This is a genomic window from Pseudanabaena sp. PCC 6802 (assembly GCF_000332175.1).
In the GTDB taxonomy this organism is placed as follows: Bacteria; Cyanobacteriota; Cyanobacteriia; order Pseudanabaenales; family Pseudanabaenaceae; genus PCC-6802.
This window is the reverse complement of sequence record NZ_KB235914.1, coordinates 2790096-2812259: the sequence shown is the minus strand read 5'-3', so window position 1 is coordinate 2812259 and position 22164 is coordinate 2790096. Positions and strand designations below refer to the sequence as shown.

The 22164-nt window shown below is 46.7% G+C and carries 28 protein-coding genes and 1 pseudogene; 12 read left to right on the top strand and 17 right to left on the bottom strand.

The features are described from left to right. Positions 1–27 precede the first annotated feature (27 nt). A complete protein-coding gene (locus PSE6802_RS0118575; protein ID WP_019501545.1) occupies positions 28–687 on the bottom strand; it encodes a hypothetical protein in 660 nt (219 codons plus the stop codon). Positions 688–799: 112 nt separating this feature from the next. Between PSE6802_RS0118575 and PSE6802_RS33640 the strand changes: the two genes are divergently transcribed. Then, the gene (locus tag PSE6802_RS33640; RefSeq protein WP_019501544.1) at positions 800–952 is read left to right on the top strand and encodes a hypothetical protein; all 153 of its coding nucleotides are present in this window, start codon (positions 800–802) and stop codon (positions 950–952) included. A gap of 47 nt (positions 953–999) precedes the next feature. Here the strand turns inward: PSE6802_RS33640 and PSE6802_RS0118565 are convergent, their stop codons facing one another. Together PSE6802_RS0118565 and PSE6802_RS0118560 are read right to left on the bottom strand one after the other, a co-directional pair. Next, entirely contained in the window at positions 1000–1326 is a 327-nt protein-coding gene (locus PSE6802_RS0118565) for a helix-turn-helix domain-containing protein (RefSeq protein WP_019501543.1), read from the bottom strand. Positions 1327–1328: 2 nt separating this feature from the next. Then, positions 1329–1658, bottom strand: coding sequence for a type II toxin-antitoxin system RelE/ParE family toxin (locus tag PSE6802_RS0118560; RefSeq protein WP_019501542.1), 330 nt, complete (start codon positions 1656–1658; stop codon positions 1329–1331). A 156-nt stretch (positions 1659–1814) separates the two neighbouring features. Here PSE6802_RS0118560 and PSE6802_RS33635 point away from each other — a divergent pair, with 156 nt between their 5' ends. Next, on the top strand, positions 1815–1952 hold the full coding sequence (locus PSE6802_RS33635) for a hypothetical protein (protein ID WP_019501541.1): 138 nt from the start codon (positions 1815–1817) through the stop codon (positions 1950–1952). Here the strand turns inward: PSE6802_RS33635 and PSE6802_RS35435 are convergent. The 6 genes from PSE6802_RS35435 to PSE6802_RS0118530 all read right to left on the bottom strand — a co-directional run bounded on the left by PSE6802_RS35435 (position 1949) and on the right by PSE6802_RS0118530 (position 9466). Beyond that, on the bottom strand, positions 1949–2071 hold the full coding sequence (locus PSE6802_RS35435) for a hypothetical protein (RefSeq protein ID WP_263970381.1): 123 nt from the start codon (positions 2069–2071) through the stop codon (positions 1949–1951). The two genes, PSE6802_RS33635 and PSE6802_RS35435, sit on opposite strands and share 4 nt — an antisense overlap. Before the next feature lie 25 nt (positions 2072–2096). Then, the gene (locus PSE6802_RS0118550; protein WP_019501540.1) at positions 2097–3833 is read right to left on the bottom strand and encodes an ATP-dependent nuclease; all 1737 of its coding nucleotides are present in this window, start codon (positions 3831–3833) and stop codon (positions 2097–2099) included. Then, complete coding sequence (locus tag PSE6802_RS0118545; RefSeq protein ID WP_019501539.1) at positions 3830–4855, bottom strand: DNA cytosine methyltransferase; 1026 nt, start codon at positions 4853–4855, stop codon at positions 3830–3832. The genes PSE6802_RS0118550 and PSE6802_RS0118545 overlap by 4 nt, the downstream gene beginning before the upstream one ends. Positions 4856–5048: 193 nt before the next feature. Next, positions 5049–7847 (bottom strand): UPF0182 family membrane protein, encoded by a 2799-nt coding sequence (locus PSE6802_RS0118540; protein WP_019501538.1) that lies wholly within the window; start codon positions 7845–7847, stop codon positions 5049–5051. Between the two features lie 28 nt (positions 7848–7875). Next, a complete protein-coding gene (locus tag PSE6802_RS0118535) occupies positions 7876–8466 on the bottom strand; it encodes a DUF3611 family protein (RefSeq protein ID WP_019501537.1) in 591 nt (196 codons plus the stop codon). Between the two features lie 4 nt (positions 8467–8470). Continuing rightward, the gene (locus PSE6802_RS0118530) at positions 8471–9466 is read right to left on the bottom strand and encodes a zinc-dependent alcohol dehydrogenase family protein (RefSeq protein WP_019501536.1); all 996 of its coding nucleotides are present in this window, start codon (positions 9464–9466) and stop codon (positions 8471–8473) included. A gap of 231 nt (positions 9467–9697) precedes the next feature. Between PSE6802_RS0118530 and PSE6802_RS0118525 the strand changes: the two genes are divergently transcribed. Continuing rightward, positions 9698–10126, top strand: a complete 429-nt coding sequence (locus tag PSE6802_RS0118525; RefSeq protein WP_019501535.1) for an NUDIX hydrolase — start codon at positions 9698–9700, stop codon at positions 10124–10126. A 28-nt stretch (positions 10127–10154) separates the two neighbouring features. Here the strand turns inward: PSE6802_RS0118525 and PSE6802_RS0118520 are convergent, their stop codons facing one another. Then, on the bottom strand, positions 10155–10442 hold the full coding sequence (locus tag PSE6802_RS0118520) for a DUF7734 family protein (protein WP_019501534.1): 288 nt from the start codon (positions 10440–10442) through the stop codon (positions 10155–10157). Positions 10443–10478: 36 nt separating this feature from the next. Further along, positions 10479–11474 (bottom strand): phosphotransferase, encoded by a 996-nt coding sequence (locus PSE6802_RS0118515; RefSeq protein ID WP_019501533.1) that lies wholly within the window; start codon positions 11472–11474, stop codon positions 10479–10481. A 1370-nt stretch (positions 11475–12844) separates the two neighbouring features. On the opposite strand from PSE6802_RS0118515, the gene PSE6802_RS0118510 reads away from it, so the two are divergent. From PSE6802_RS0118510 to PSE6802_RS0118495, 4 genes are all read left to right on the top strand, one after another. After that, on the top strand, positions 12845–14146 hold the full coding sequence (locus tag PSE6802_RS0118510; RefSeq protein ID WP_019498766.1) for an NF041680 family putative transposase: 1302 nt from the start codon (positions 12845–12847) through the stop codon (positions 14144–14146). A gap of 375 nt (positions 14147–14521) precedes the next feature. Beyond that, positions 14522–15145 carry a LexA family protein gene (locus PSE6802_RS0118505; RefSeq protein WP_019501532.1) on the top strand — a complete coding sequence of 208 codons (624 nt, stop codon included), beginning with the start codon at positions 14522–14524 and terminating at the stop codon, positions 15143–15145. Positions 15146–15273: 128 nt separating this feature from the next. Further along, positions 15274–15651: a TfoX/Sxy family protein gene (locus tag PSE6802_RS0118500; protein ID WP_019501531.1), complete on the top strand. Its 378-nt coding sequence runs from the start codon at positions 15274–15276 to the stop codon at positions 15649–15651. Between the two features lie 14 nt (positions 15652–15665). Further along, on the top strand, positions 15666–16910 hold the full coding sequence (locus PSE6802_RS0118495; protein WP_026103395.1) for a glycoside hydrolase family 10-like protein: 1245 nt from the start codon (positions 15666–15668) through the stop codon (positions 16908–16910). On the opposite strand, the gene PSE6802_RS0118490 is transcribed toward PSE6802_RS0118495, so the two are convergent. Genes PSE6802_RS0118490 through PSE6802_RS33630 form a run of 3 tightly spaced genes read right to left on the bottom strand, consistent with a single transcriptional unit; the run spans position 16911 to position 17785 of the window. Then, entirely contained in the window at positions 16911–17099 is a 189-nt protein-coding gene (locus tag PSE6802_RS0118490; RefSeq protein WP_019501529.1) for a hypothetical protein, read from the bottom strand. It abuts the gene before it with no gap. An 18-nt stretch (positions 17100–17117) separates the two neighbouring features. Then, positions 17118–17471, bottom strand: coding sequence for a DUF4359 domain-containing protein (locus PSE6802_RS0118485; protein WP_019501528.1), 354 nt, complete (start codon positions 17469–17471; stop codon positions 17118–17120). 59 nt (positions 17472–17530) lie between these two features. Beyond that, complete coding sequence (locus tag PSE6802_RS33630) at positions 17531–17785, bottom strand: hypothetical protein (protein ID WP_156815584.1); 255 nt, start codon at positions 17783–17785, stop codon at positions 17531–17533. 33 nt (positions 17786–17818) lie between these two features. Here PSE6802_RS33630 and PSE6802_RS0118480 point away from each other — a divergent pair, with 33 nt between their 5' ends. From PSE6802_RS0118480 to PSE6802_RS33625, 5 genes and pseudogenes are all read left to right on the top strand, one after another. Further along, positions 17819–18901, top strand: coding sequence for an IS630 family transposase (locus PSE6802_RS0118480; RefSeq protein WP_019501527.1), 1083 nt, complete (start codon positions 17819–17821; stop codon positions 18899–18901). A gap of 77 nt (positions 18902–18978) precedes the next feature. Then, positions 18979–19101, top strand: coding sequence for a hypothetical protein (locus tag PSE6802_RS35430; RefSeq protein WP_019501526.1), 123 nt, complete (start codon positions 18979–18981; stop codon positions 19099–19101). Positions 19102–19197: 96 nt separating this feature from the next. Then, positions 19198–19521 (top strand): hypothetical protein, encoded by a 324-nt coding sequence (locus tag PSE6802_RS34290; RefSeq protein WP_193372419.1) that lies wholly within the window; start codon positions 19198–19200, stop codon positions 19519–19521. Further along, complete coding sequence (locus PSE6802_RS0118465) at positions 19518–19805, top strand: hypothetical protein (RefSeq protein WP_019501524.1); 288 nt, start codon at positions 19518–19520, stop codon at positions 19803–19805. The genes PSE6802_RS34290 and PSE6802_RS0118465 overlap by 4 nt, the downstream gene beginning before the upstream one ends. After that, positions 19795–20191 (top strand): annotated as a pseudogene (locus PSE6802_RS33625) (toxin-antitoxin system TumE family protein). Before PSE6802_RS0118465 ends, PSE6802_RS33625 begins: the two are co-directional and overlap by 11 nt. Positions 20192–20300: 109 nt before the next feature. On the opposite strand, the gene PSE6802_RS33620 reads toward PSE6802_RS33625, so the two are convergent. Genes PSE6802_RS33620 through sppA form a run of 3 tightly spaced genes read right to left on the bottom strand, consistent with a single transcriptional unit; the run spans position 20301 to position 21941 of the window. Further along, positions 20301–20564, bottom strand: coding sequence for a hypothetical protein (locus tag PSE6802_RS33620; RefSeq protein WP_156815583.1), 264 nt, complete (start codon positions 20562–20564; stop codon positions 20301–20303). A 23-nt stretch (positions 20565–20587) separates the two neighbouring features. Further along, positions 20588–21175, bottom strand: coding sequence for a shikimate kinase (locus PSE6802_RS0118455; protein WP_225902683.1), 588 nt, complete (start codon positions 21173–21175; stop codon positions 20588–20590). Beyond that, a complete protein-coding gene (gene sppA, locus PSE6802_RS0118450) occupies positions 21147–21941 on the bottom strand; it encodes a signal peptide peptidase SppA (protein ID WP_019501522.1) in 795 nt (264 codons plus the stop codon). Before sppA ends, PSE6802_RS0118455 begins: the two co-directional genes overlap by 29 nt. Between the last annotated feature and the right edge of the window lie 223 nt (positions 21942–22164).

Below are 22164 nucleotides of genomic sequence, written 5' to 3'. Positions count from 1 at the left end.
CGCTGCGCCAGCTAAAGAGCTAGGGTTCTATGCTTTCTGCAAGTCACATGCAACTGATTCTGCAATTTTGCGCAGAACTTGACAGGTAACTTCTAGTTCGCTCTGTGTAACCAGAGGGGAAAATACTTGTGACATGGCATAGCATTTGCCTTCTAGTTTGACAAACACTATTTCGTCTCCATTAGTCAACATTCCAAAAGTAGGGCAATTCCCTGCGGGATGCGTACTGTCGCTATTGGAATTAGCCATCAAGTAGGCAAGAGTTTGTGGCAGTGCCGACCAGACGGATAGCATGGTTTTCTTTGACTCTAAAACAACTACCCAAAGGCGATCGCATAAAACCAGCAGATCTATACGACCTTGCAAAGTTGCTTCGCTGTCTGATACTGCGATCTGCACGGATTCTTCCGCTTTAATCAAAAAGGGCGGATCGTATAAGCCTGCAATGGTCAGTAGTGGCGAAACTAGTAATAGCATTACCGTACTTTCTAATAACTGACCGCTAGAGCGATGGTAAATGTATCGCTGCCATAGGGTTTCCAGGTTGGTGCGATCGCTAGAATTAATATCAGGCAATTGGTCGCGCCATTCTGTAAAAAAATCCTTAAATGTACTGCGGCTCAGACCAAATCGTCTTTCCGCTTCAGCGATCGTATTGATAGTTTCAGTAACAGCTAAACCTTGCATTACGGATATTTCCAGTATGTACCAATGCCATAATTCTAGTCTGGAAGCATCTCAACTTTGCCAGCCTTCATAACTTTATCGTTGCGCTGCGACTTGAGAGAACTGCGCGATTGTGTTAATTATTGCGATCGCAGCATATTGTTCTTCTTGCCAAACCCAGCTACCAGAATTATTTCAAGGCAGCGATCTCCTACCAACAATGGCAGAAATCGAACTAGAACTTACAGCGGATCGAATTTTTGGATGGCTCAAGATGGCAGATTAGTTTTCTGGTAAAGTGCGAGAGGCGATCGCTCAGTCACAGTAAATCTTTCACTCATCACAAGAACCCATTGCGATCGCTTCAGCAATATCTTTGGGTGTAGCTCCTAACGACAGCAGCGATCGCACCAATAAGTCCATCGATACAGATGGATCGCCTGCTTCCATTTTTGCTACCCGCGATTGGCTAGATTCAATGCGCTTCGCTAGGGCTTTTTGGGTGAGATGTTGACTCTCCCGCAACTGTTTGAGGCGATCGCTTAGAATCAGTTTCAATTCGATAAACATCTCCTCCTCTGGAGATAATCCTAAAAATTCGGCTACCGTTCCCACCTGCCAGCCATCGGCCACCAGGCGATCGAGTTTGTCATCGTTCATACCTATACCTCGTCATATCGCTTCAACCGTTGCTTACAAACATCAATAACTGACTTAGGCGTTTTGTTGGTTGTCTTGGCAAATACATCCACAATAACAATGCGATCTTCGTCAATGCGGTAGATAATTCGCCATGTCTTATCTTCATCGTTAATTCGCAGCTCGTGGCAGCGAGCGCCAATACCAGGCATAGGGCGAGAAGATGGTAGTCCTAAACTTCTACCGCGTTGCAACTGCCGTAGTAAAAAGCCAGCCTCCAACCTTGCGGCCTTTGAGAAAGGCGGTGTTTTTACCGATCCACTCAACCAGACCAGCGGCTTGGTGTCAGCCATAACTATTATGTCAAATCCGACATTAATATATCATCTTAATCATAGCGTCCATTGTCCGCTGGACAACCAAGACAATGACTACCGAACTAGATAGCTTTTCTATGACCGATTTGCTGGAGCGCTACTCGATTGGACGATTGCAGCATATTGGTCTTCTTGCCAAATCAGCAACCAGAATTATTTCAAGGTAGCGATTCCCTTTGGGATGCGTCCCGCCGCTTGCCAACAATGGCAGAAATCGAACTAGAACTTACAGCGGATCGAGTTTTTGGATGGCTCAAGATGGCGGGTTAGTTGTCTAGTTGTGTAACCGTTGGAGAGATCTCTCGTTTGCCAATACCAAAAACTACCAGGAAAGCGATCGTGCTTCTGTGGACAAACAGGCTAAGATGCTTCTTCAATTTGATTTCCAAATTGTGTCAAGATATGCAATGACAATTAGCTACTGGCAGATCGAATATTACTAATAACTTCTATGAGAGCTGACTTACGCTCGCTTTCGCCCTTCAATAATTTGTTAAGAAGATTTTTGAAAATGGCATCATCATCCAAACCCGGAGTTTTCTCTGCAAGGATACGAATTCTTTCTTTGAAATCTTGCTCTTGTAAAACTTCCTGTGGTAGATCTTCACCAAAGATTTCTTTGGCTATATCGTCATCCCAAACAAGTGCCTCAGGAGTTAGCTCAGGCAAAAAATGTACATATCTTCTTAAAAAGCCAATATAGCGTGTCATCTCGTCTTCATCTACAAAATCAAGCTTAGGACCGTTTTCATCATTTCCGCGTGTAAGTAACCGAATCAGTTTACATAGGTCATTCTTCCCTTGGGGAAGTACTCCATCTTCTGGAATAAGCTCTTTAGGCTTATTATCTCCATCAAAAAGAACAAATACATCTCTCCTGTCACTGTTGACATATGCTTGAATATCACGGTATATCCGTGAAGTCCCACCTTCTCGAACCAAAACCTGAAACTCTTTTGAAGCATGACTTGACTCTAGCTTTAAAGCTGAAACAACAATGTGTTTTGCTCGCTCATCTTCAACCAGAATAGTTTTTCCGGCAGGAAGAGTCCCAATCTCATGTAAGGCTTCATCTGCAGAGAGGTCTGTTCTCACTGTTACAGCACCATCTTGTTCAAGGACAAGCACTCGGATCGCATTCTGAGGAAGATTTTTTGCAAGATAGATAGAATGTGTCGCAATCACGACTTGAAGTGACTTCCGCACAGCTTGATGAGCTATAAACTCTAGTATTCGTTGTTGGGCACGGGGGTGAAGTGACGTTTCAGGTTCGTCTAGGAGAATCAAAGATCTTTCCGGAGCTTGAAATATATTGTGTACAAGCAACGCAGCGGCTGACTCACCACTGCCAGCAAATGCATCAGAATACTCATCATTTAGATGACTTGTCTTAAATAGTATTGTCCATCCTTCATGTCCGTGAAATAGTGAGTGCCTCAGAATCTTTCCACTACGATAGTCGCGCTCAAGAATATATTTTAAGACTTCTAACTCATGGTTTGTTAGTGCAATTCCCTCCTCCTCAATTGCTTTTTTTAGCAATCTTGAACGTTGTCTAAGATAGTCCTGCTTGCGATACTCTCTGCGCAGCCTTCCACTCTCTTTTGCGGAACGGGCACGATCTGCAAGATGCTTCGGATCGGGGAAGTAGAAGTATCTATCAAAAGCGGGTAACTCGCCTCGGAAATCTAAATGTGTAACTTTAAGTTTAATGGGACTAATTCGAGTGCCGCTAGATGGGAAACCATATATCTGCCTTTGTACAATTGGTTCCCAATAATCAGGGTCTGTAGTTCCGCGTGAAGCCCTAGCCTTAATACACTCAACAATTTCATCGTTATCTCCACGATATCTATGAACAACGCTCTGTTTACGTTCATTACGCTCCGTAGGAATTGCGTCAAGTTCAGTTTCAAACCAGAAATCTGCGATAGTTTGACCACTTGGACTGCCGTAAAGAGCATGAAGTATAGAACTCTTGTTTGTACCATTTCGACCAAGCAAGATTGTAATTGGGAAATCAAATGGTAACTCGCTGTCAACCCGAAGATTTCGATAGTTAGGAAAGCGAAGGCTACAAATATAGGATTTTTTATGTTCAAGAGCTTTAACACTCTTACAGAGATCATCTACAGGTTTCCTATTACTCATACTGATAGCTCGTGGCGGATGACTCTTGCAATTGGCCTAATCATATCTGGGGGGAAAGCATTCCCAATTTGGGACGCAACATGTTCCTTCCCTCGGTCAAGACAGAACTGGTAGCATTGTGGGAATGCCTGTAGTAATGCAGCCTCCCGAAGTGTTATAGCTCTATTCTCTTCGGGATGAAGAAAACGACCTCGGGAAGGATTATTGCATCCACTAGTAATAGTAGGGGAAACATCATCCCATGCCATTCGACTATAGACATCCTTAAATCCGTCAATGCGTTCATGGCAGGCGCATTGTAACTCAGAAGGTATATCACTGCGGCTACCGCCATTTTTAGGTGTTGCTCTGATTCTCGACATCATAGCTGGCGTTCGATTTTCAGGAATATCATGGAGTATATCTCCACTAGTTCCTGCTGGTGCGAGATGACTGATTGCATCTCTAACGGTTCTACCCTCACAGTGATAACTTGACCAGCCTGGAGGTATCTCTCTTCCCTTCAATGCAATAAGAATTAACCGCTTGCGCCGCTGTGGTACACCAAAGTCAGATGCATTGAGAACTGCGTATGTAGATTGATATCCGGCTTGTTTCAAACCAATTAGGAAGTCAGCAAAGCGCTTATCACCTGCTAGACCAGGAACATTTTCTACGATGACTGCACGAGGCCGCATCGAACGTACCAATCGGAGCATCTCGATAATGAGTTCTTTACTCGGATCGTTTAACTGTTGTATCCGACGCCTCGTACGAAGTGTAGAAAAAGCCTGACATGGTGGGCATCCTGTCAGCAAATCCAATTCACCAGGGGCAAGGCCTGCCTGCTTAAGAAGCTGAGAACCACTCACTTGGCGAATATCGTTGACTATAACATTTGTGTGTGGGTGGTTAAGGTTATAACTCTTCGCTGATGTCGGATCAATTTCTACCGCAGCAACCACCTTGAATCCTTCTACTGTAAGCCCGTAGCTAAGTCCGCCTGCACCAGCAAAAACGTCAATAGATGTTAATAATGTCATTACTTTATGCTACAATAAGGCTTACAGTGTGCTCATCTCCCTCTGTTTTAGAATTGAGCATTCTCAACAGAGAGATTAACTTAGGATACCCCATAAAGTATTGTTTTTACTCTGCAGTAAGGTAACCTATATGACCTGTTTGATATTGGACTCACAAGTGCTCAACAAAGACCAGTAATAGACAACTGTTCGCTTAACCTGCTTTTTTCCCAATTCCAGTCTCCTGATTCAATTTTAACAAAATACCTTCTAACTCTTGCTGATAGCGCCCGTACTCAGCCCAGTTACCCTGACGCAGAGCTTCCTGCGCTTTCTGATAGGTTTCCAGCGCAGATTTAACTAGAGTGGAACTCACGCCCGTTACCGGACTGGGGGCTTCCTTCTCTCCGCGATCGCTGCCAAAGATAGCAGCCAGAGATTTATCTAAAGTTTCCTCCATGACTACCGCTTTGTCATAGGCGACGATTACTCGCTTCAACTCCGGCAATTCGCCCTGCTCCGCCCGCAGATAAACGGGTTCTGCATAAAGTAAGGATTGCGCGATCGGAATCACCAGTAAATCGCCGCGAATCACCTTGGAACCTGCCTGACTCCAGAGCGTAAACTGTTGGGAAATCGTCGGATCTTGATCGATGCGCGCCTCAATTTGACGGGGGCCGTAGACCAGTTTTTGTTTGGGAAACTCGTACAGCAACAATTTGCCGTATTCCTGACCGTTCGATCGCGCCGCCAGCCAGGCGATCGCGTTGTCCTTATTAGCAGGCGTAAATGGCAGGATCAAAATAAATCCCTCTTTCGGTTCGTTCGGTAGCTGCACGATCGCGTAATAAGGCTCCATCATCTGTTCGCCCCCTTCGTAGGTCTGGAGCGGGAAACGCCACAGATCTTCTCGGTTGTAGAACACCTCCGCATCGTTCATGTGGTAGGTCAGATACATTTGCGACTGGATTTTAAACAGATCGAGCGGGTAGCGAAAATGAGCTTTGATTTCCGGTGGAATTCCTGCACGAGGCTCGAACAGGTGGGGAAAGATTTTGCCATAGGTCTTGAGAACCGGATCGGTTTCGTCGATCGCAAAGAAGCGCACCGTGCCATCGTAAGCATCCACTACTACTTTGACGGAGTTGCGGATGTAGTTGATATTGCCTCGTAAAATGCGATCGAGATTCCCTCCTTTGAGAATGCCCTCGGCATCTTTGCTTTGGGAAATGGAGCGAGCGATGGGTTCGGAATAGGGATAGCGATCGCTCACCGTATAAGCATCCACAAGCCACATCAGCTTGCCATTAATAACTGCTGGGTAAGGATCGCTGTCAAAGCGCAAAAACGGCGCGATATGCTCCACTCGTTCCTTAATCTGGCGATAGTAATGGATGCGCGAGCGATCGGTGAAGTAGTTGGAAATCAGAACCTCGATGTTGCCCAGATCGTAGGCATAGGCCAGCCTGTGCCAGATTGATGGCATCGGTACGCCGCCCGCGCCGTTGTAATGAGTAAAGGCATTGGCATCGCCGAGCGGATAGTCGAACTCTGGGGTTGAGGTGCCGGTAAAAATATACGCATCCGTTTCTTCGCCGTAGTAAATTGCGGGTTGGCTTACCTGTACGTCTACGCTGGATGAGGGCGGAATATCTTTGATATAAAGTTCGGGCAAACCATCGCTGGTAATCTGATTGACCGGACTCATCACCAAACCGTAACCATGCGTATACTTCAGCCGCTGGTTAACCCAGGTCTGTGCCTCGCGGGGCACTTTGGCAAAGGACAATTCCCGCGCCGTTAGCATCACCTGCTGGTAATTGCCGTTCAGGGTGTAGCGATCGACATCTACACCTGCAAATTTGTAGTAAAGCCGAATTTCCTGGAGCTGGCGATAGGTACTGAGGAGGGGTCGGTAGTCCCACAGGCGGACGTTGCGCACGGTCGGCTGGTTGTTTTGCAACACCTGTCGGTTCAGTTTTGCTTCGGCAGCATAGCTCTGTCTTTGCACGTCGCTCAGGCGATAGGCAGCTTGCGTGAATTGAATATTGTGCTCGATGTAGGGCTTTTCTTTCGCCAATTCGTTAGGCGACACGATGAATTGTTGCTGAAACCAGGGATAAATGCCATCGAGCGTTACTAAAGCAATTACCGTTACCCCTACTCCTAACATCGGCAATCGAAAGCTGCGCTGCCAGGCTGAGAGCGCCAGCAGAAAAGCCACGATCGATAGCAGAACGCTCAAGGCGCTATAAGCAAAGAGCTTGGCGTGGACATCGGTGTAGCCAGCCCCGAAGACAATCCCACCTGCCGAGTACAGCAACTCGTAGCGCTTCAGCCAGAAGTCGAAGCAGAAGATCGCGGCGATCGCCGCCAGCAAAAGGCTCAAATGCAATTTGCCTCTGCCGGTTAAAACGTTTTGCCAGTTCCACTGTGGCGGAATCGTGCTGTCGAAGCCGTAAACCAGAGCGGACGCGATCGCTGCGCAACCAAACAGAGCACCCAGCCAGTTGCGCATGCCCTCGTAGAGCGGCATGATAAAGCAATAAAAACCGATGTCCTGCTGGAAGATCGGATCGCTACTGCCGAAATTGGTGGCATTCAGGAACTTTAAAATCGTCTCCCAACTCGGACTGCTAATCGATGCGGCGCTGATAGATAGAAAAAAAATCAATCCCAGAACGGCATAATTGGCAATCTTCCCGGCATAAACTTTCAGTCCGCTTGCGTCAGCGGCGCGCACCGTGCGATCTACGAGGACGAGTCGCCCCTTACCCTTGTGGCGTTGGTACCGGGCAATTCGGTAATTGCCCCACAGAAATAGGGAGTAAAGCACAAAGGTGGCAGCCCAAACCAGAATTTGCCAGGTCAGCCGCGTCCAAAACACTTCCGAGAAACCGATCGCCTCAAACCACCACGACTCAGTGAGAATATGCACCAGAAATTTAGACAACAGCAAAGCGATCGCGGCGATCGGGATGATAGTTGTGAGGCATTTCTGTCGGAGTCTCATAGTTTTTGAGGGGGATTCCCTAAATTCTTTATTGATGCGGCGGATGCTGGTAGTGATGCACGCGATCCAGCAACCAGAACGAAGCGACCGTCCCGACTAGATGCGCTGCGGTGAGATTGATGTTAGCTAGTACTACAAATACATCCAGGGCGCGCACGATTTTATTCGGATCGATAATTGCCACGCCTGGGGGCTGGGAAACAGTTTTGGCAACCAGAACGCCCACGCTAATCCCAGAACCAATTAGAGAAAGCAACATGCCGCTAAAGCCGATAAAGGCTCCGAGTCGCAGGAACTGAATTGTCTCCAATCGTTTGGGGTGCAGCACCGCACCGGGTTCGTGCCGCAGTCCTTTAGAAATGCGCACGTACTGAAAGTCAAAAACAATGCCCGCTACCAGTAATAAAATGCCGCAAACAGCCCAGAATATGCCAATACCCGTACCAGCGGAAGTGTCGGGACTAAAGCTGCGACCCGTAGCGGTAAATATGAGAGCAATACCAGCTACAAAGGCCATTACCAACTGCACCCAAAATGCTACCCAACCCAAGATGCGAAAAGCATTGGCGATTTTGCGGATAGCTGGAGGTGGTTCGGGGTGTCTCGATTTGACTAACATGCGACTAAATCTGTAAGACCAGCTTACCTGTAACAGAACCAGTTTCCAAAAGGCGATGGGCGTTAGCTGCCTCTACCAGGGGAAATTCCTGACTGACATGGACTTTGAGCTTTTTCTCGTCAATGAGGCGGGCACATTCCGACAGAATGTGCGCCTGGTGTTCCTGCAAGTCCACTAAACCCTGCAACATGGGCGTGAGCATTAACTCAAAACTAAAGCGCAAATTGCGAGTTCTTGCCACCTTCCAACTGGTGGTAGCGTCTGGCTCTAATAGCGTAACGAGATCGCCACCAATTTGCACTGCCGGGAAAGTTGCTGCGATCGTGCTACCGCCTACCGTATCAAAGGCTAGCTCGACCCCTTCCCCATTCGTCCAGTCGAGGGCGGCGGCGACAAAATCCTCCTGCTTGTAGAGAATGGGTTTATCTGCACCCAAACTCCTAACGAACTCAGCTTTTTGAGCCGTACTGACCGTCGTACAAACATCAGCTCCTTGTAACTTAGCCAATTGAATGGCAACATGCCCAACTCCACCAGCACCAGCATGAATTAAAACCCGCCTGCCTGCTTCCAATCTACCGCGATCGTAGAGTGCTTCCCAAGCGGTAATTAAAACTAGCGGCGCGGCAGCAGCCACGGCAAACGATACGGAACTCGGTTTATGCGCGGCAAAGCGCTCGTCAACCGTGGCATATTCGGCGTAGTTGCCGGGATGTCCGCCCAATCCCCCATTGCAAAAATAGACCTCATCGCCCACAGCAAAGTGCTGCACGCCCGCGCCGATCGCGACCACCACACCCGCACCATCGCAACCTAAAATGGCTGGCATCCGCTCCGGGTAAAATGTGCCGCGCTTCCTTAATTTTGTATCGATCGGATTTACGCCAGCAGCTTTAAGCTCGACCAAGATCTCCCTGGGCGATTGGATCTGCGGCGCAGGAACTTCGGCGACTTGCAAAACTTCTGGCTCCCCGGCAGCCGTCATCAAAATTGCTTTCATAATTTTGTAAACTCACTGAGTTGCAGCTATGCTACTAGATTTTGGCGGCAATTCGCTGCCGTGCCACAAGTGGTATTTTATAGCCGTAGACAGATCTGTTAGGACAGGGGGTGTGGGGCGTAGCCCCCACGCAGGGGTGGAACCCCTGCACCCCGTCCTAAGCCTATTGGCTATAGTTATATTTGCGAGTAAATCCCTTAGTGGCTATAATGTGGTGCAAAGGGGTAAACTATGGGTTTTTCTTCAGAAATTCGCGTACTGGCATTAGGACTGATCGTCGATGGCACGCGAACTTTTGTTTCACAGGGCTACGACCCAAAAAAGAATCGCACCTACTATAGATCGCTGGGTGGAGGAGTTGACTTTGGCGAAACCAGCCTCCAAGCCTTAGAGCGAGAATTCCACGAAGAATTAGGTGCAAAATTGACTAATATTCGCTATCTTAGCTGCTTGGAAAATATTTTTGAGTACAATGGCAAACCAGGACATGAAGTCATACAGCTTTATGCCTGTGACTTTTGCGATCGCCATTTCTACGAAATTGAGAGTATTGAATTTAGTGAAGGCAAACGCAAAAAGCGGGCACTGTGGGTAAATTGCGATCGCTTTCGCAGTGGAGAGCTAACTTTGTACCCCCTTGGTATAGAAGCATATCTGTAATTCCGCTGCCTACCGTCCCTACTATTACTCAAGTCAGAGCAGCTTGGAATTTTTCCCAACTGATATTTTGTTCGATATAATTCGGCGATCTAGAGTTGTATGGGGCGGCCAGGCGATCGATACCGACGATCTTGGCATTGTCTGGAATGACCGGCACATCTGGGTCAAATGCCGTAGCACGCACGAGCGAACTGGAAAACCCCTTAAAAATCATAATCTCATCCAGTTCGTTCTCAACCTCTACTCTCACCAGTAAGACCTCTGTGGGAAACTTGACCGTGTAGGACTCTAGCTGTTGTGCTACGGAGTTGTTCATTCGCAATTGGCTACGACTAGTAGTTATCGATATTTTCTAGAAAAGCTGCCACTCATGCGATCGCAGCATTTTTAGCTGTGACAGGCGATGGGTAAAGTAACTTTCATCTAGCCTATTATAACTGTGTATTTTGGCAGTGCTGAGATTGATCGCCCACATCCAAATATGAGCCATTTGGGTAAAGGTTTGCAAAGAGTCGAGTTCCCGTTTAGAGATCGGCTGGACAGATTGATATCCACGCAAAAACGCTTCCCTGACGTTATGAGCAATTCCCGTTCGTATGGCAACCTGTAAAAACTTGCCCAGTTCAAATGCTCGCCAGCCGTAACCGCACTGATCGAAATCAAACAGGGTAACCTGATTGTCTGAGGTGAAATGAGCGTTACCACTATGAGGATCGCCCCAACAAATTCCCCAGAAAGGAGGTTCTTGGGGAAAGTCTTGCAGTCTGTGTTTGATGAGAGTAACAACCTCCAGCAAAAATTGCAGATCCTCGTCTCGATGGCGCAAAAATGGAGCGATCGCTTCCAAAGAATCATCCAGCAAATAGCTTAAAGTCAGCGGTTGGCGGTAGTAGCTAGAGTGAAAATCTACGCCTGCCTGATGAATGGATGCTACTACTTCACCCAACTTGAAACTTTGAGCTTGATTGAGATCTCCCAGTGCAACTTTCCCTGGTGCATAGGTGAATAAAGACGCATAACGCCTGCCTTCCGGTGCATTTATCTCAATAGACAAGCGATTTTCTTTTGTTCTTAAAGGGTAGGCAACGGGAAGTTGTCGTTGCCGCAAGAAATCCAGCAGTTCCATCTCAAAATAAACATCTGACTTCGATCGCCAATGACAATGAGAGATCCTCAGGATATATGGCTGTGCTACTGTTTCTACAATGTAAATATCACTCAACCCTCGATTCCACAACTGACAGCCAGTTACTCGGGCAATCTTATAGTGAGGCAGCACTCTGGACATCAATGCATCACAAGCAAGCGTTGAGTAAACGGTGGGGAAACGATCTTCTTGAGAAGACATGGAGGATAAGAGACTGGCGCTTGTTTGCACTTACGTTTGCAACTCCTTAGTCATGTTTTGCAATTAGAAAACTCGATGCTTCTGACGCTCTAGGAATAAAGAATTAAACGACAATTGAAAGTAATGCTGGAGCAATTATTAGAGATATTTTAAATTAGCTGATTGTAGCTATTTGCTACTATTTGGTATTGTAAATTCAGGTGACATACTTGCCCTAATGATGGCTGAACTCATAAAGCTAATATCCTTAAACGCCAAAAATCTGTAGTTACAGATACAAATTTTATCGATTTCTTGTCAAACTTTTAAACGTTTCTACAGCCTTCAAATATAATGTATCAAAGGATACAAGATACTCTAATTAAGTCCGCAGATATTACTAGACAAATCTAATATTAACTTAGATCTTCAAATTTAAATATTACTACCTTCTGTAGCTTTAGGTGAGTATTTAGATTTGCCAATTCTTAAAAAGGAGCGATTTAATCGATAGGTTTAATAAAGAGATTTAATACACTTTTTGCGATGCCTAATTTGCGAACTGCTATTTTAGATACAGAATAATGGACGGGGTGAAGGGGTTCCACACGGCAGTGGTTCTGGCGGGGAACCCCCAAGAACGCCCTGCCTCCCCTTCTTAGAACCCCCTACTCACTACCAATTTGAAAACCGCTATATCTCAGATCTCCAAGCTGACTTATTGCTCCGGCAATAATAGAACCTACATTTTTTGAGCAGTGTTCCTTGAAACAACGGTATCTCCTGTAATATCTCAGGTTGCCGGAGCAGTAAAATTGAAACTTAAGGGAATTTAGTTTATAGAATATGCAAACGTATTTGTTGAAGATGAAGATGAAGCCTTTGCCATGCTCTACATCTAGATGAGAATATAACGATCGATCTGAACGTTCGTCGCTCTCAAACTTCGGATTTATGCGATCGCAGCCACAATTTCCATACGGTTGTCCCTTCAATGTCCATCTATAGTTGAATGGATATAAGCCAAGCACTCAAGTTCTTGGCTAAAAGCTCAAGTCAGTTAAAACTAACTAATAACGTTTAACTGACAAGGGTTCAACCTGTGTTAACAGGTTTTAGCTTTTAGCCTTGAAATTGATTTCAAGGCTCCTATGTCAGTGACATTCATCTATAGTCTGCTCGCTCATTCTTAATCTATAAGGTTTAGTTGTACTCGTCAGTATAGAAAAGTTCGGAAAAGTTATGGACTTCACTCGTGTAGGTGGGGAGCACTTTACTGGGCTTACTTTTTACTGGAGTTTAGACTAAAAAGTGGTAAAAAGCAGCCAGCCATTGCAGACTGACCGCTTGATGATGGAAGCTGAAAAGACTATAAAATCAACAGCTTCATCATGATTAGTTTGGATAAACTTGAGCAATTTCGCAAGTACACGTACGAAATTATAGGGAACGGGAGAGATGCGCTGTTCGACTTGATGGATGCGGTACTGACGAGTCGGAGTGTTTCATCGTTTGTGGAACTTTCGTTAAGCCCATTATTTCGGAGGGAGTGGTCGAGTATCTATGAAGCACTGCAAGATAGTCATCCTCCACGTGAAGACTTGATGAAGCAATACATACAGCAAATGCCGGCAGCAGAGGTGACGATATTGGCGGGCGACCATACAGCCTGGTCGCGTCCCTATGCGGTGACATTACAAGAACGCACCTACGAACATCAACCTCAACCGGGAGTAGGAAGCAAACCTGTTACGGTGGGGCAAGGATACAGCACAATTGCCTGGATTCCAGAGTCAGAAGGGAGTTTTGCCTTACCGTTGCGGCATGAGCGGATCACCAGTTTCGAGAACCCGATTCAGAAAGCCGCTAGTCAGTTACGCTTGGTTTGTGCGGAAATTCCTGGGACTGTGCTTTTCCTGGGGGATGGCGAGTATGGGTGCGCACCATTTTTGCAGCAAACAGCAGACATCCCGTGTATCAAGCTGCTCAGGCTACGCCCCAACCGGGTTCTGTATCATGCCCCAAAGGATTACGAGGGGCATGGGCGACCCCATAAGCATGGAGAGAAATTTAGCCTCAAAGACTCTGACACTTGGTCTATTCCCCAAGCAGACATCACAATTGCAGAGCCTAAACTGGGACGATTGCAAATTCGTCGATGGCCAAACCTGCACTTAAAGCAAGCCGCAGACCATCCCTTTACACTCATTCTGGTCGAACGTCTTGATATGCCTGAATCGAAACCCCTGTGGTTGATTTGGGTCGCTAAAGACGAGCCAATCTTGAGTGAGGTATGGCAAAAATATCTGCGCAGATTTGCCATTGAGCATTGGTATCGCTTGGTGCGTCAACGTCTCCATTGGACAATCCCTCAGCTTTCTACCCCTGCTCAGATGGAGACTTGGTCGGACTTGATGCCTTTACTTACTTGGCAATTGTGGCTCGCTCGTGAACTTGTCCAAGACTCTCCTCTGCCTTGGCAGAAACCGATGACTAAATTGTCTCCTGGTCGAGTTGCAAATGCTTTTGCTTTAGTTTTGGTCAGGATTGGCTCTCCTTCCCCTGACCCTAAACCTCGCGGTAAGTCTCCAGGTTGGCCTCTTGGGAAAAAACGAACCCAACGGATTCGTTATCCTACTGTCAAAAAACGCTATGCCAAGCCCCTCAAAAAAGCTTCCGCTGCAACTGCTTAGCTCAACTTCTTCCCTTTTATCCTCTCTCTCGCTAGTTTCTATCTAGCGAGATGCTTCTTGTTGCCTTTTAGTCTAAACTCCAGTTTTTACGGCATCTCTGAAAGCCCTTTCAGGCAAGGGCTTTGCCCGAAGATCTGTTGTCAATAACTTCAATTTAATGACAATGAGTAACGGTGGAATCAGGTTTGTGAGATCGGGCTATCAGTGCTTTTGCTGGAACAAGAAGATAACGGGAAAAGCCAGGCTTCAGTACGTACAGCAAGGCAAATTAGCATGGAGTCTTTATACCCAAAACCTTATTTATTGCCAAATCTATTGCATTTATGCATGCAATTGTGATTTGATAAATGTACGTATATCGCAATGGTGAAGCTTATGGCACGCGGTGGAAAAAGAGTAGGGGCAGGTCGCCCTAAGGGTACGGGTAAATATGGTGAAGAAACTAAAGCAGTGCGCTTACCCGTACGGATTGCCGATAAAATTCTAGCATCATTACAGGCTGGTCATGATGTTTTAGGCGCGCTCAGTATAGCAGAGCCGGAACCAGCACCTCAACCTCAAACTGTCACTCTCACCCTGGTTGAGAGTATTTACAAACCCGATCTAAGCACGAGGTATAGGGTACCGCTGTATATGAATCCCGTGGCAGCCGGGTTCCCTGCACCTACGGAAGATTATGTCGAAGCCAAACTCGATCTGAACAAACACCTGATCAAACATCCCGAAGCTAGTTTCATGGTGCGCGTAACTGGTTACTCGATGATCGATGCCGGTATTCATCCAGGCGATCTTTTGATTGTCGATCGCTCCCTGGAGCCAACTAACAATAAAGTGATTATTGCTGTTGTAAATGGCGAACTGACGGTGAAGCGCATTCGTAAAACCAGGGGCAAGCTGTTACTAATGCCTGAAAATGACAGCTACGAACCAATTCAAATCTATCCCGAAACTGAATTTCACATTTGGGGCGTGGTTACAAACGTGATTCATCCTCTTTAACTAGCGGTCTGTCAAGCTTAAAATTGTGAGTCATAAGATTTTATAAACGTTTGTCAGCAATGCTTTCAAACTTCCTTTATACACAAAATCAATGTTGATAGACCACTAGTTAGCTATGACAAAGCAAAATGGCTCGAAGCAAGCCAAAACAAAACTCGTTTGTCGATCGCGTGGTGGCACAACTGTCACTGGTTTGTCCCGCGATCCCGCGTGCTATGTTTGGCGGCTACGGTTTATTTGCGGACGAGACGATTTTTGGACTGATTGCTTACGATATCCTGTATTTCAAAGTGGACGAACATAATCGGGGAGATTACGTCAACTTAGACATGTCGCCTTTTACTTACATGGGTAAGCACAAGCCGATCCAGATGTCCTACTATCAGGTGCCCGAGTCAGTTTTTAACGATTTAGAAACTCTGGCAGTATGGGTGGAAAAAGCGATCGCTGCGGGGCATCGTGCTAAAGTCAAGCAGAAACGAAAATCTAGACCAGAACCAAATTAACTGTAAATTTGCCTATGAAATTACGTTTCATTTCTCAAGGGTGGCAGCGATCGTGGCGGCGGCTTCCTGTGGTTTGCTTTATCCTGTCATTGACGTTGACGCTATTGCTAGATAGCTTCATACCGATAATTGCCCCGATAATTGCCCCAGGAGAGCACCTCAACGGAGATTGGGCGATCGCCCAAACATCCCGCCCCGAAATTCGCGGTGTCTGGATGACTAACAACGACCTGGATGTAATGAGAAATCGGGCGAAATTACAGGAAGCGATCGGACACCTGAAGCGCCTCAATTTCAACACGATTTATCCTGTCGTATGGAATTCTGGCTATGCTCTGTATCCTAGCGATGTCGCTCAGCAAGCCGGGATCCAACCCTTTGTCTATAAGGGTGATGATGGGCAAGATATTTTAGCCGATGCGATCGACCAGGCTCACCGTCAGGGATTGCTGGCAATCCCGTGGTTTGAGTTTGGGTTTATGGCTCCCCCCACATCCGAACTAGCCCTGAAATATGCCCATTGGCTCACACAACGTCAAGATAGCAGCCAAAGTTCAGTTGAGACTGATGGCGAAGTGGCATGGCTGAACCCCTTGCGCCCTGAAGTACAGCAGTTTATTACCGATCTCGTCTTAGAAGTCGTGACTAAATACGATGCAGATGGGATTCAATTCGACGATCACATGAGTTTGCCCAACGAGTTTGGCTACGATCGCTACACCATAGACTTATATAGAAAAGAAACTAAAAAAGAACCTCCCAGCGATTTTCAAAATCCAGCCTGGGTCAGTTGGAGAGCCAATAAAATCACTGCATTTATGGCAAAGCTCAACAAAGCCGTCAAGGAAAAGAAACCGAAGGCAATTTTCTCCGTTGCGCCGAATTATTATGACTTTGCCTACAAATTTCACCTCCAGGATTGGCTCACCTGGATTAGAAAGGACATTGTCGATGAGTTGATCGTACAGGTCTATCGCTCCGACCTCCAGAGTTTTGTCGATCGAATTTCCAGTCCCGAAATTCAGGAATCGCAGAAAAAGATTCCCACGGGGATCGGCATCCTGACCGGACTGCGGAATAATCCAGCCTCTCTGGCACAAATTCAGTCACAGGTACAGGCAGCCCAAAGCCGCAATCTCGGCGTGTCATTTTTCTACTACAACAGCCTTTGGGACTACGGCCCCGAACCAGTTGCCCAAAGGCAATCCGGCTTCCAAACTCTATTTCCCACGGCAGCTTTGCGCACTACTTCAGATTAATCAGGCTGGTTGACACTTGCCAGATCGAATTAGGCCGATGCGGCGGGCGATCGCATCATTCTGAGAAGCAAATGGCCCCCATGACTCCAAAGCATCTTGGGGAATTTCAGTCGCGATCGCGCAGGTACCGGAAGATTGCTTGATGATATACCACTGCCCTAATTCTGTATCTGAATTCTCCGAGTTCATAATTTTGATTTTTGTATCCTAGCTAAATGTAAAGAAATTGCCCAAAATCCCCAGGGTTTTATATTTCCTGTTGGGTAAATCGGTTGTATAGATGCTGAAAATCACCATGTTTTCCTGACTGGTGACGCTATCTATTGCTCCTCTGGCGAGATCTTTGTGTTTATCTATCCCGGACTTACAGGCATCAGAAACCAGATCGTTCAGTTTTTTCAGCACGTCGGGCGAGTTTTGAGTTTTGCAGACAGACTCTTTTGCTTCTTCGGCTAGCTTGGTCGAGGCATAGTCCAGGTATTTTTCCTTTTGCGGATTTGTAAAACCCATCACCGCGGCGATCGCACCTGCACCTACCAGCACTAACAATAACTTATTCATGACGCTTTTTTCACTTACACATAACAGCTAGGATTTAGTTTAGCTCGTTCTAAGTTCGCTCATCTAGGTAAATAGGTGGAAGGAGTCATGAGAAGACGACGGAGGAAGTCAGAATCAATCCAACGTAGATTGTATGACCACTCGAATATGCCTACATATAAGTGCAAATACTTTTTGTGAATACCTCGAAACGGACGCAGGAAATTGCGCAACCCAACCCAAATTCCCTCCATAGTATTGCAATGCACTTCGCAAAAGCCATTCCCATCCGCATCTCGGGCATATTCCCCTAGCGAGTGATACCAAATCCGCATTAATTACCCCCTTTAAGATGATAAAGTTGGAGAATGACAAGAAAAGCCCACCTAGAACAGCATTTAACAAATAGCGAACTCAAGCAGCGATACCAGAGCACCAGCGATAAAGTCGAGTCGCGACGGTGGCATTTATTGTGGCTGGTGAGCGAGCAGTGGACGATCGAACAAGCAGCAGAGGTAGTAGGCATTAACTACGATTACGCCAAAGAACTGGTGCAGAAATACAACCGATGTGGCATAGCGGCAATGCGGAACAGGCGCAAAGACAGCAAGATTAAACGAGGGAAAGCGTTACTCAATGGCGAGCAAATAGCCGAACTCAGTGTTCGCCTCAAAACACCACCGCCGGATCGAGGACTATGGACAGGGCCAAAAGTAGCAGAATGGATCGCCCTGAGGACGGGTAGAGAAAAAGTATGGGCGCAAAGGGGGTGGGAGTATCTAAAAAAGTGTCGGTATTCGCTGCAAATTCCACGACCACACCACCAGAAGGCAGATAAAGCAGCACAGGCCGAGTTCCCACACATCCTGAGAGCACGGGTGCAGGAACTCCAGAGACAATACCCACATGCCCTTATAGAAGTGTGGGCATTTGACGAGCATCGGGTTGACCTAAAGCCCATCCTGCGCCGAGTATGGGCACCAATTGGCGAGCGACCCAACGCTGTGGTTTGTCACCGCTATGAATGGACGTATTTGTATGGCTATGTACATCCGCAAACGGGAGACACTGTATGGTCGATCTTGCCCAGAGTCAATATTGAGTGGTTTAACTTGGCACTACAATCATTTGCCGCATCTGTAGGTGCCGGACCAACCAAAATTATTTTATTAGTGGTTGACCAGGCGGGCTGGCATATGAGTGCAAAAGTCGAGTTGCCTGAGGGGATTTACCTGGCTCCTCTACCTGCCTATTCTCCTGAACTCCAACCGGCAGAGCGGCTATGGGCATTAGCAGATGAACCTTTAGTTAACAAGAGTTTTGATGCAATAGCGCATTTAGAAGAGACCCTTGCCCAACGCTGTTGCATTCTCCACCAGATGCAACCTCAGATTCAGGTGCTGACCAATTTCCATTGGTGGCCCGATCCTGTCGCTCTAAAAACTGGATAATTGATATCTTCTTAAAGGGGGTAGAAATACCGGATTTGGTATGACACCTTCTGGAGAAACGCAACCAATACGTTAGCTTGCGTGGTGGAGCCAATCGCTGGGTCGAAGACCTTCGCGCCAAAATCGACATTGCTGCTGCCCAGCTCGATCGCGGCGAAGGTATCGATGGGGAAACTGCGATCTCAGAATTTTGCAGCTAGGTTAGGATTAAGCTAGAGGATAGGCAAAAAGGCAAAACGATGAAAGCGATACTAACTATTGAACAAAGAGTTATTGAGCTTATACGAAATTTACCCTTGGCTCAGCAGAAACAGATTTTAGATTTTGCTGAATTTATTTACAGCCAAACTAAACCTAAAGAAACTTTGCAATCTGACAGCGAGCCAATATCCGCATTAGAACTAGCAGGCGATCTGATTGGTGCTTTAGAAGTCGGCGGCGATCTTTCACTCCAAAAGCATGAACTCAAAAAGGGTAGTGTTTTAGATCTGTTGCTACTAACCCTCAGCTATTGCTGTACCCTTTGGCAAATGACTACAGGGTGGTCTACATCAATCGTCAACAGATTTGTAACACCGCCCTGCAATTCCTATAGATTCTGTCAGGATTTCCCATTATGAATGAACTCAAACTCATCTCTCACCACGACTCCCTCAAGCCCCTAATTGAAGGCGCGATCGCCGAAGCCCTGCGCTCCACCGAAGCGGGGATCCAGCTTACCGAGCAACGACTCCAAGAATTTGAGGACAAATATCACCTGTCCACAGCAGAATTTCTGCACCGCTACGAAAACGACGAATTTCAGGAAACCCTGGAACTTGATGAGTGGATTGGCGAATCACGAATGCTTCAACGCCTACAGGAAAAAGCAGAAAGACTCAGAGGGATTGAATTTGTTAATTGAAGAGTATTTTCAACAATTTCAAACGACCATCTCAACCTGTTCAGTAGTCATCTCTTTTACGCTGGATTGCGAAAAGCGCGACATCTATGAAGGATTTATTCGAGCCGAAATTATATTTGCTGACAGCTCAATTTTGCGTATCCGAGATCCGAGAGTTTGTCAGTGTCGAAACAATCATCAGTCGTGATATGTACGCTTATCAGTACATGGATGCCATGAATACCTTAATTTTTCGCTACGATAACACTCCACATCATAAAAAGCTGAACCTCCCAACCTATCCCCATCACAAACATGACAGCAGTGAAGAAAACGTAATCTTGTCCTCCGCTCCAAATCTTTTAGAAGTCCTTCAGGAAATTACTGCCAGAATACAGTCAACCTAAGTATAGCGGTTTTCAGATGAAAACGAGAAGGGGGTTTGGGGGCGTTGCCCCCAAGAAGGGGTTCCACCCCTTCACCCCGTCAATAAAACCTGTTCTCAATTGAAAAACGCTATAATCCTAGAAAAGAGGTGCAACAAGAATTCCCATCATTATACCCAAATCGTAATTTTACGACGATCTGGAGGAGAAGGGTTGCGAGCGATCGCCCGACTATCTCACCACCAATCCCAACGCCACCATCGCAGACCGTGAAATGTGCAGCATTGAGGCAAGGAAAAAGGTTAAAAGAGAAAAAGCAGCGCAGCAACGACGGATAGGCGGACGGGCGATCGGGAAAAGGGAAACGGCGATCGCGGTAACGAAGTTCGAGCAATATATGACTGTGAAAATTTCAAACTATGTGGTTTTCGGTCGTTTGAGGCGATCTGGCTCGATCGCTTCGCCCATTAAGGCAATAAGGCGATCGCATACTGTCTGCGGCTGGTCGATTGCAGTTACAGCTAAATGAATATCTGCCTGAGCGTAGCGATCGCGCCGCTTGGTGTAGATCTCTGTTAGTACTGCTTTGGGGTCTGGCGCATTCAGCAACGGACGCTTCACATCGCTCTGCGATAGTCTTTGATGCAACACGTCTACGGGGACATCGAGCCACACCACAATGCCATGTCGCAGGTACGACCAGTTCATCTGACTCAAGACGATGCCCCCACCTGTAGCTACTACCAGGCGCGTGTAAGCAGACACCTCCGCCAGAACCTGATGCTCGATCTCGCGGAATGCTGCTTCTCCCGCATTGGCAAAAATTTCAGGAATCCGCCGTCCCGTCGAACGCTCCACCAGGTCATCAGTGTCAAAAAAATGATATTGCAGGCGCTGGGCGAGGAATTTCCCTACAGTGCTTTTGCCCGCCCCCATCATGCCAATTAAAAATACATTAGTCCCGTCCAGCATCAAGTTACCGCCACATCCATAAAGGCACGCCATTGGTTTCTAACTCAAATTGCATGCGGCTCATCAAAGCATCGCCAGCAGGTAGTAAGCGGCTGGCTAGAGTTTTGGGTGGCTTGATGGTATAGAACTTGGCTTGTTCCGGATCTAAACCCGCTAGTTCCGCTGCCAAACGTCTGGCATCGTCTTCTGTACCCAGGCGATCGACCAGTCCTAGTTCGAGAGCTTGCTCGCCCGTAAACACCCGGCCATCCGCAAAGGCTCGCACTGCCTCAGGGCTGAGGTTGCGCCCCTCAGCCACAGTCTGCACGAATTGACTGTAGCTAGAGTCAATCAGCGATTGTAAGATGTGCTTCTCTTCATCTGTCATGGGGCGATCGAAGGAAAGAATATCCTTGTATGGGCCAGACTTAATTACCTTAAACGAGACACCGACTTTATCTAGCAGGCGTTCTAGATTATTACCACGCAAGATCACGCCAATGCTGCCCGTAATCGTGCCGGGATTAGCCACAATTTTTTCGGCTCCCATGCCGATGTAAACGCCACCAGAGGCAGAAATATTACCAAAACTAGCTACAATTTTTAGCTTCTCTCTTGCTTTTTGGAGCGCGTTGTAAATTTCCTGAGAATCTCCCACAGTGCCACCAGGGCTATCAATCCGCAGTACCAAAGCGGGGAATCGTTTTTGCTTAATGAATTCTAAGGCTTCCAAGATACGGTTGCGGGCTGACGAGGCGATCGCTCCAGTAATTTCAATACGGGCAATAGACTTTTTTTTACGACTGAACGGCCAGATCATTGTTTTTAAGGGTTAAGGGTGAGGATTGGTGGTAGTTGGGGTGAAAGGTTTGAGAAGTTGCTATACGCGCATAAAAAATATTGACTTAGATTAAGTTTCGTTATTGTTGCTGCTTTTGTCCTATTATCTCAAAAGTTGCCTCAGAGCAAATTACCCTGAGGTAATACATTTGGCCTATACGGTTAAGCGTGTAGGCGATTAATGGGTAAGGTTATGTCAGAGC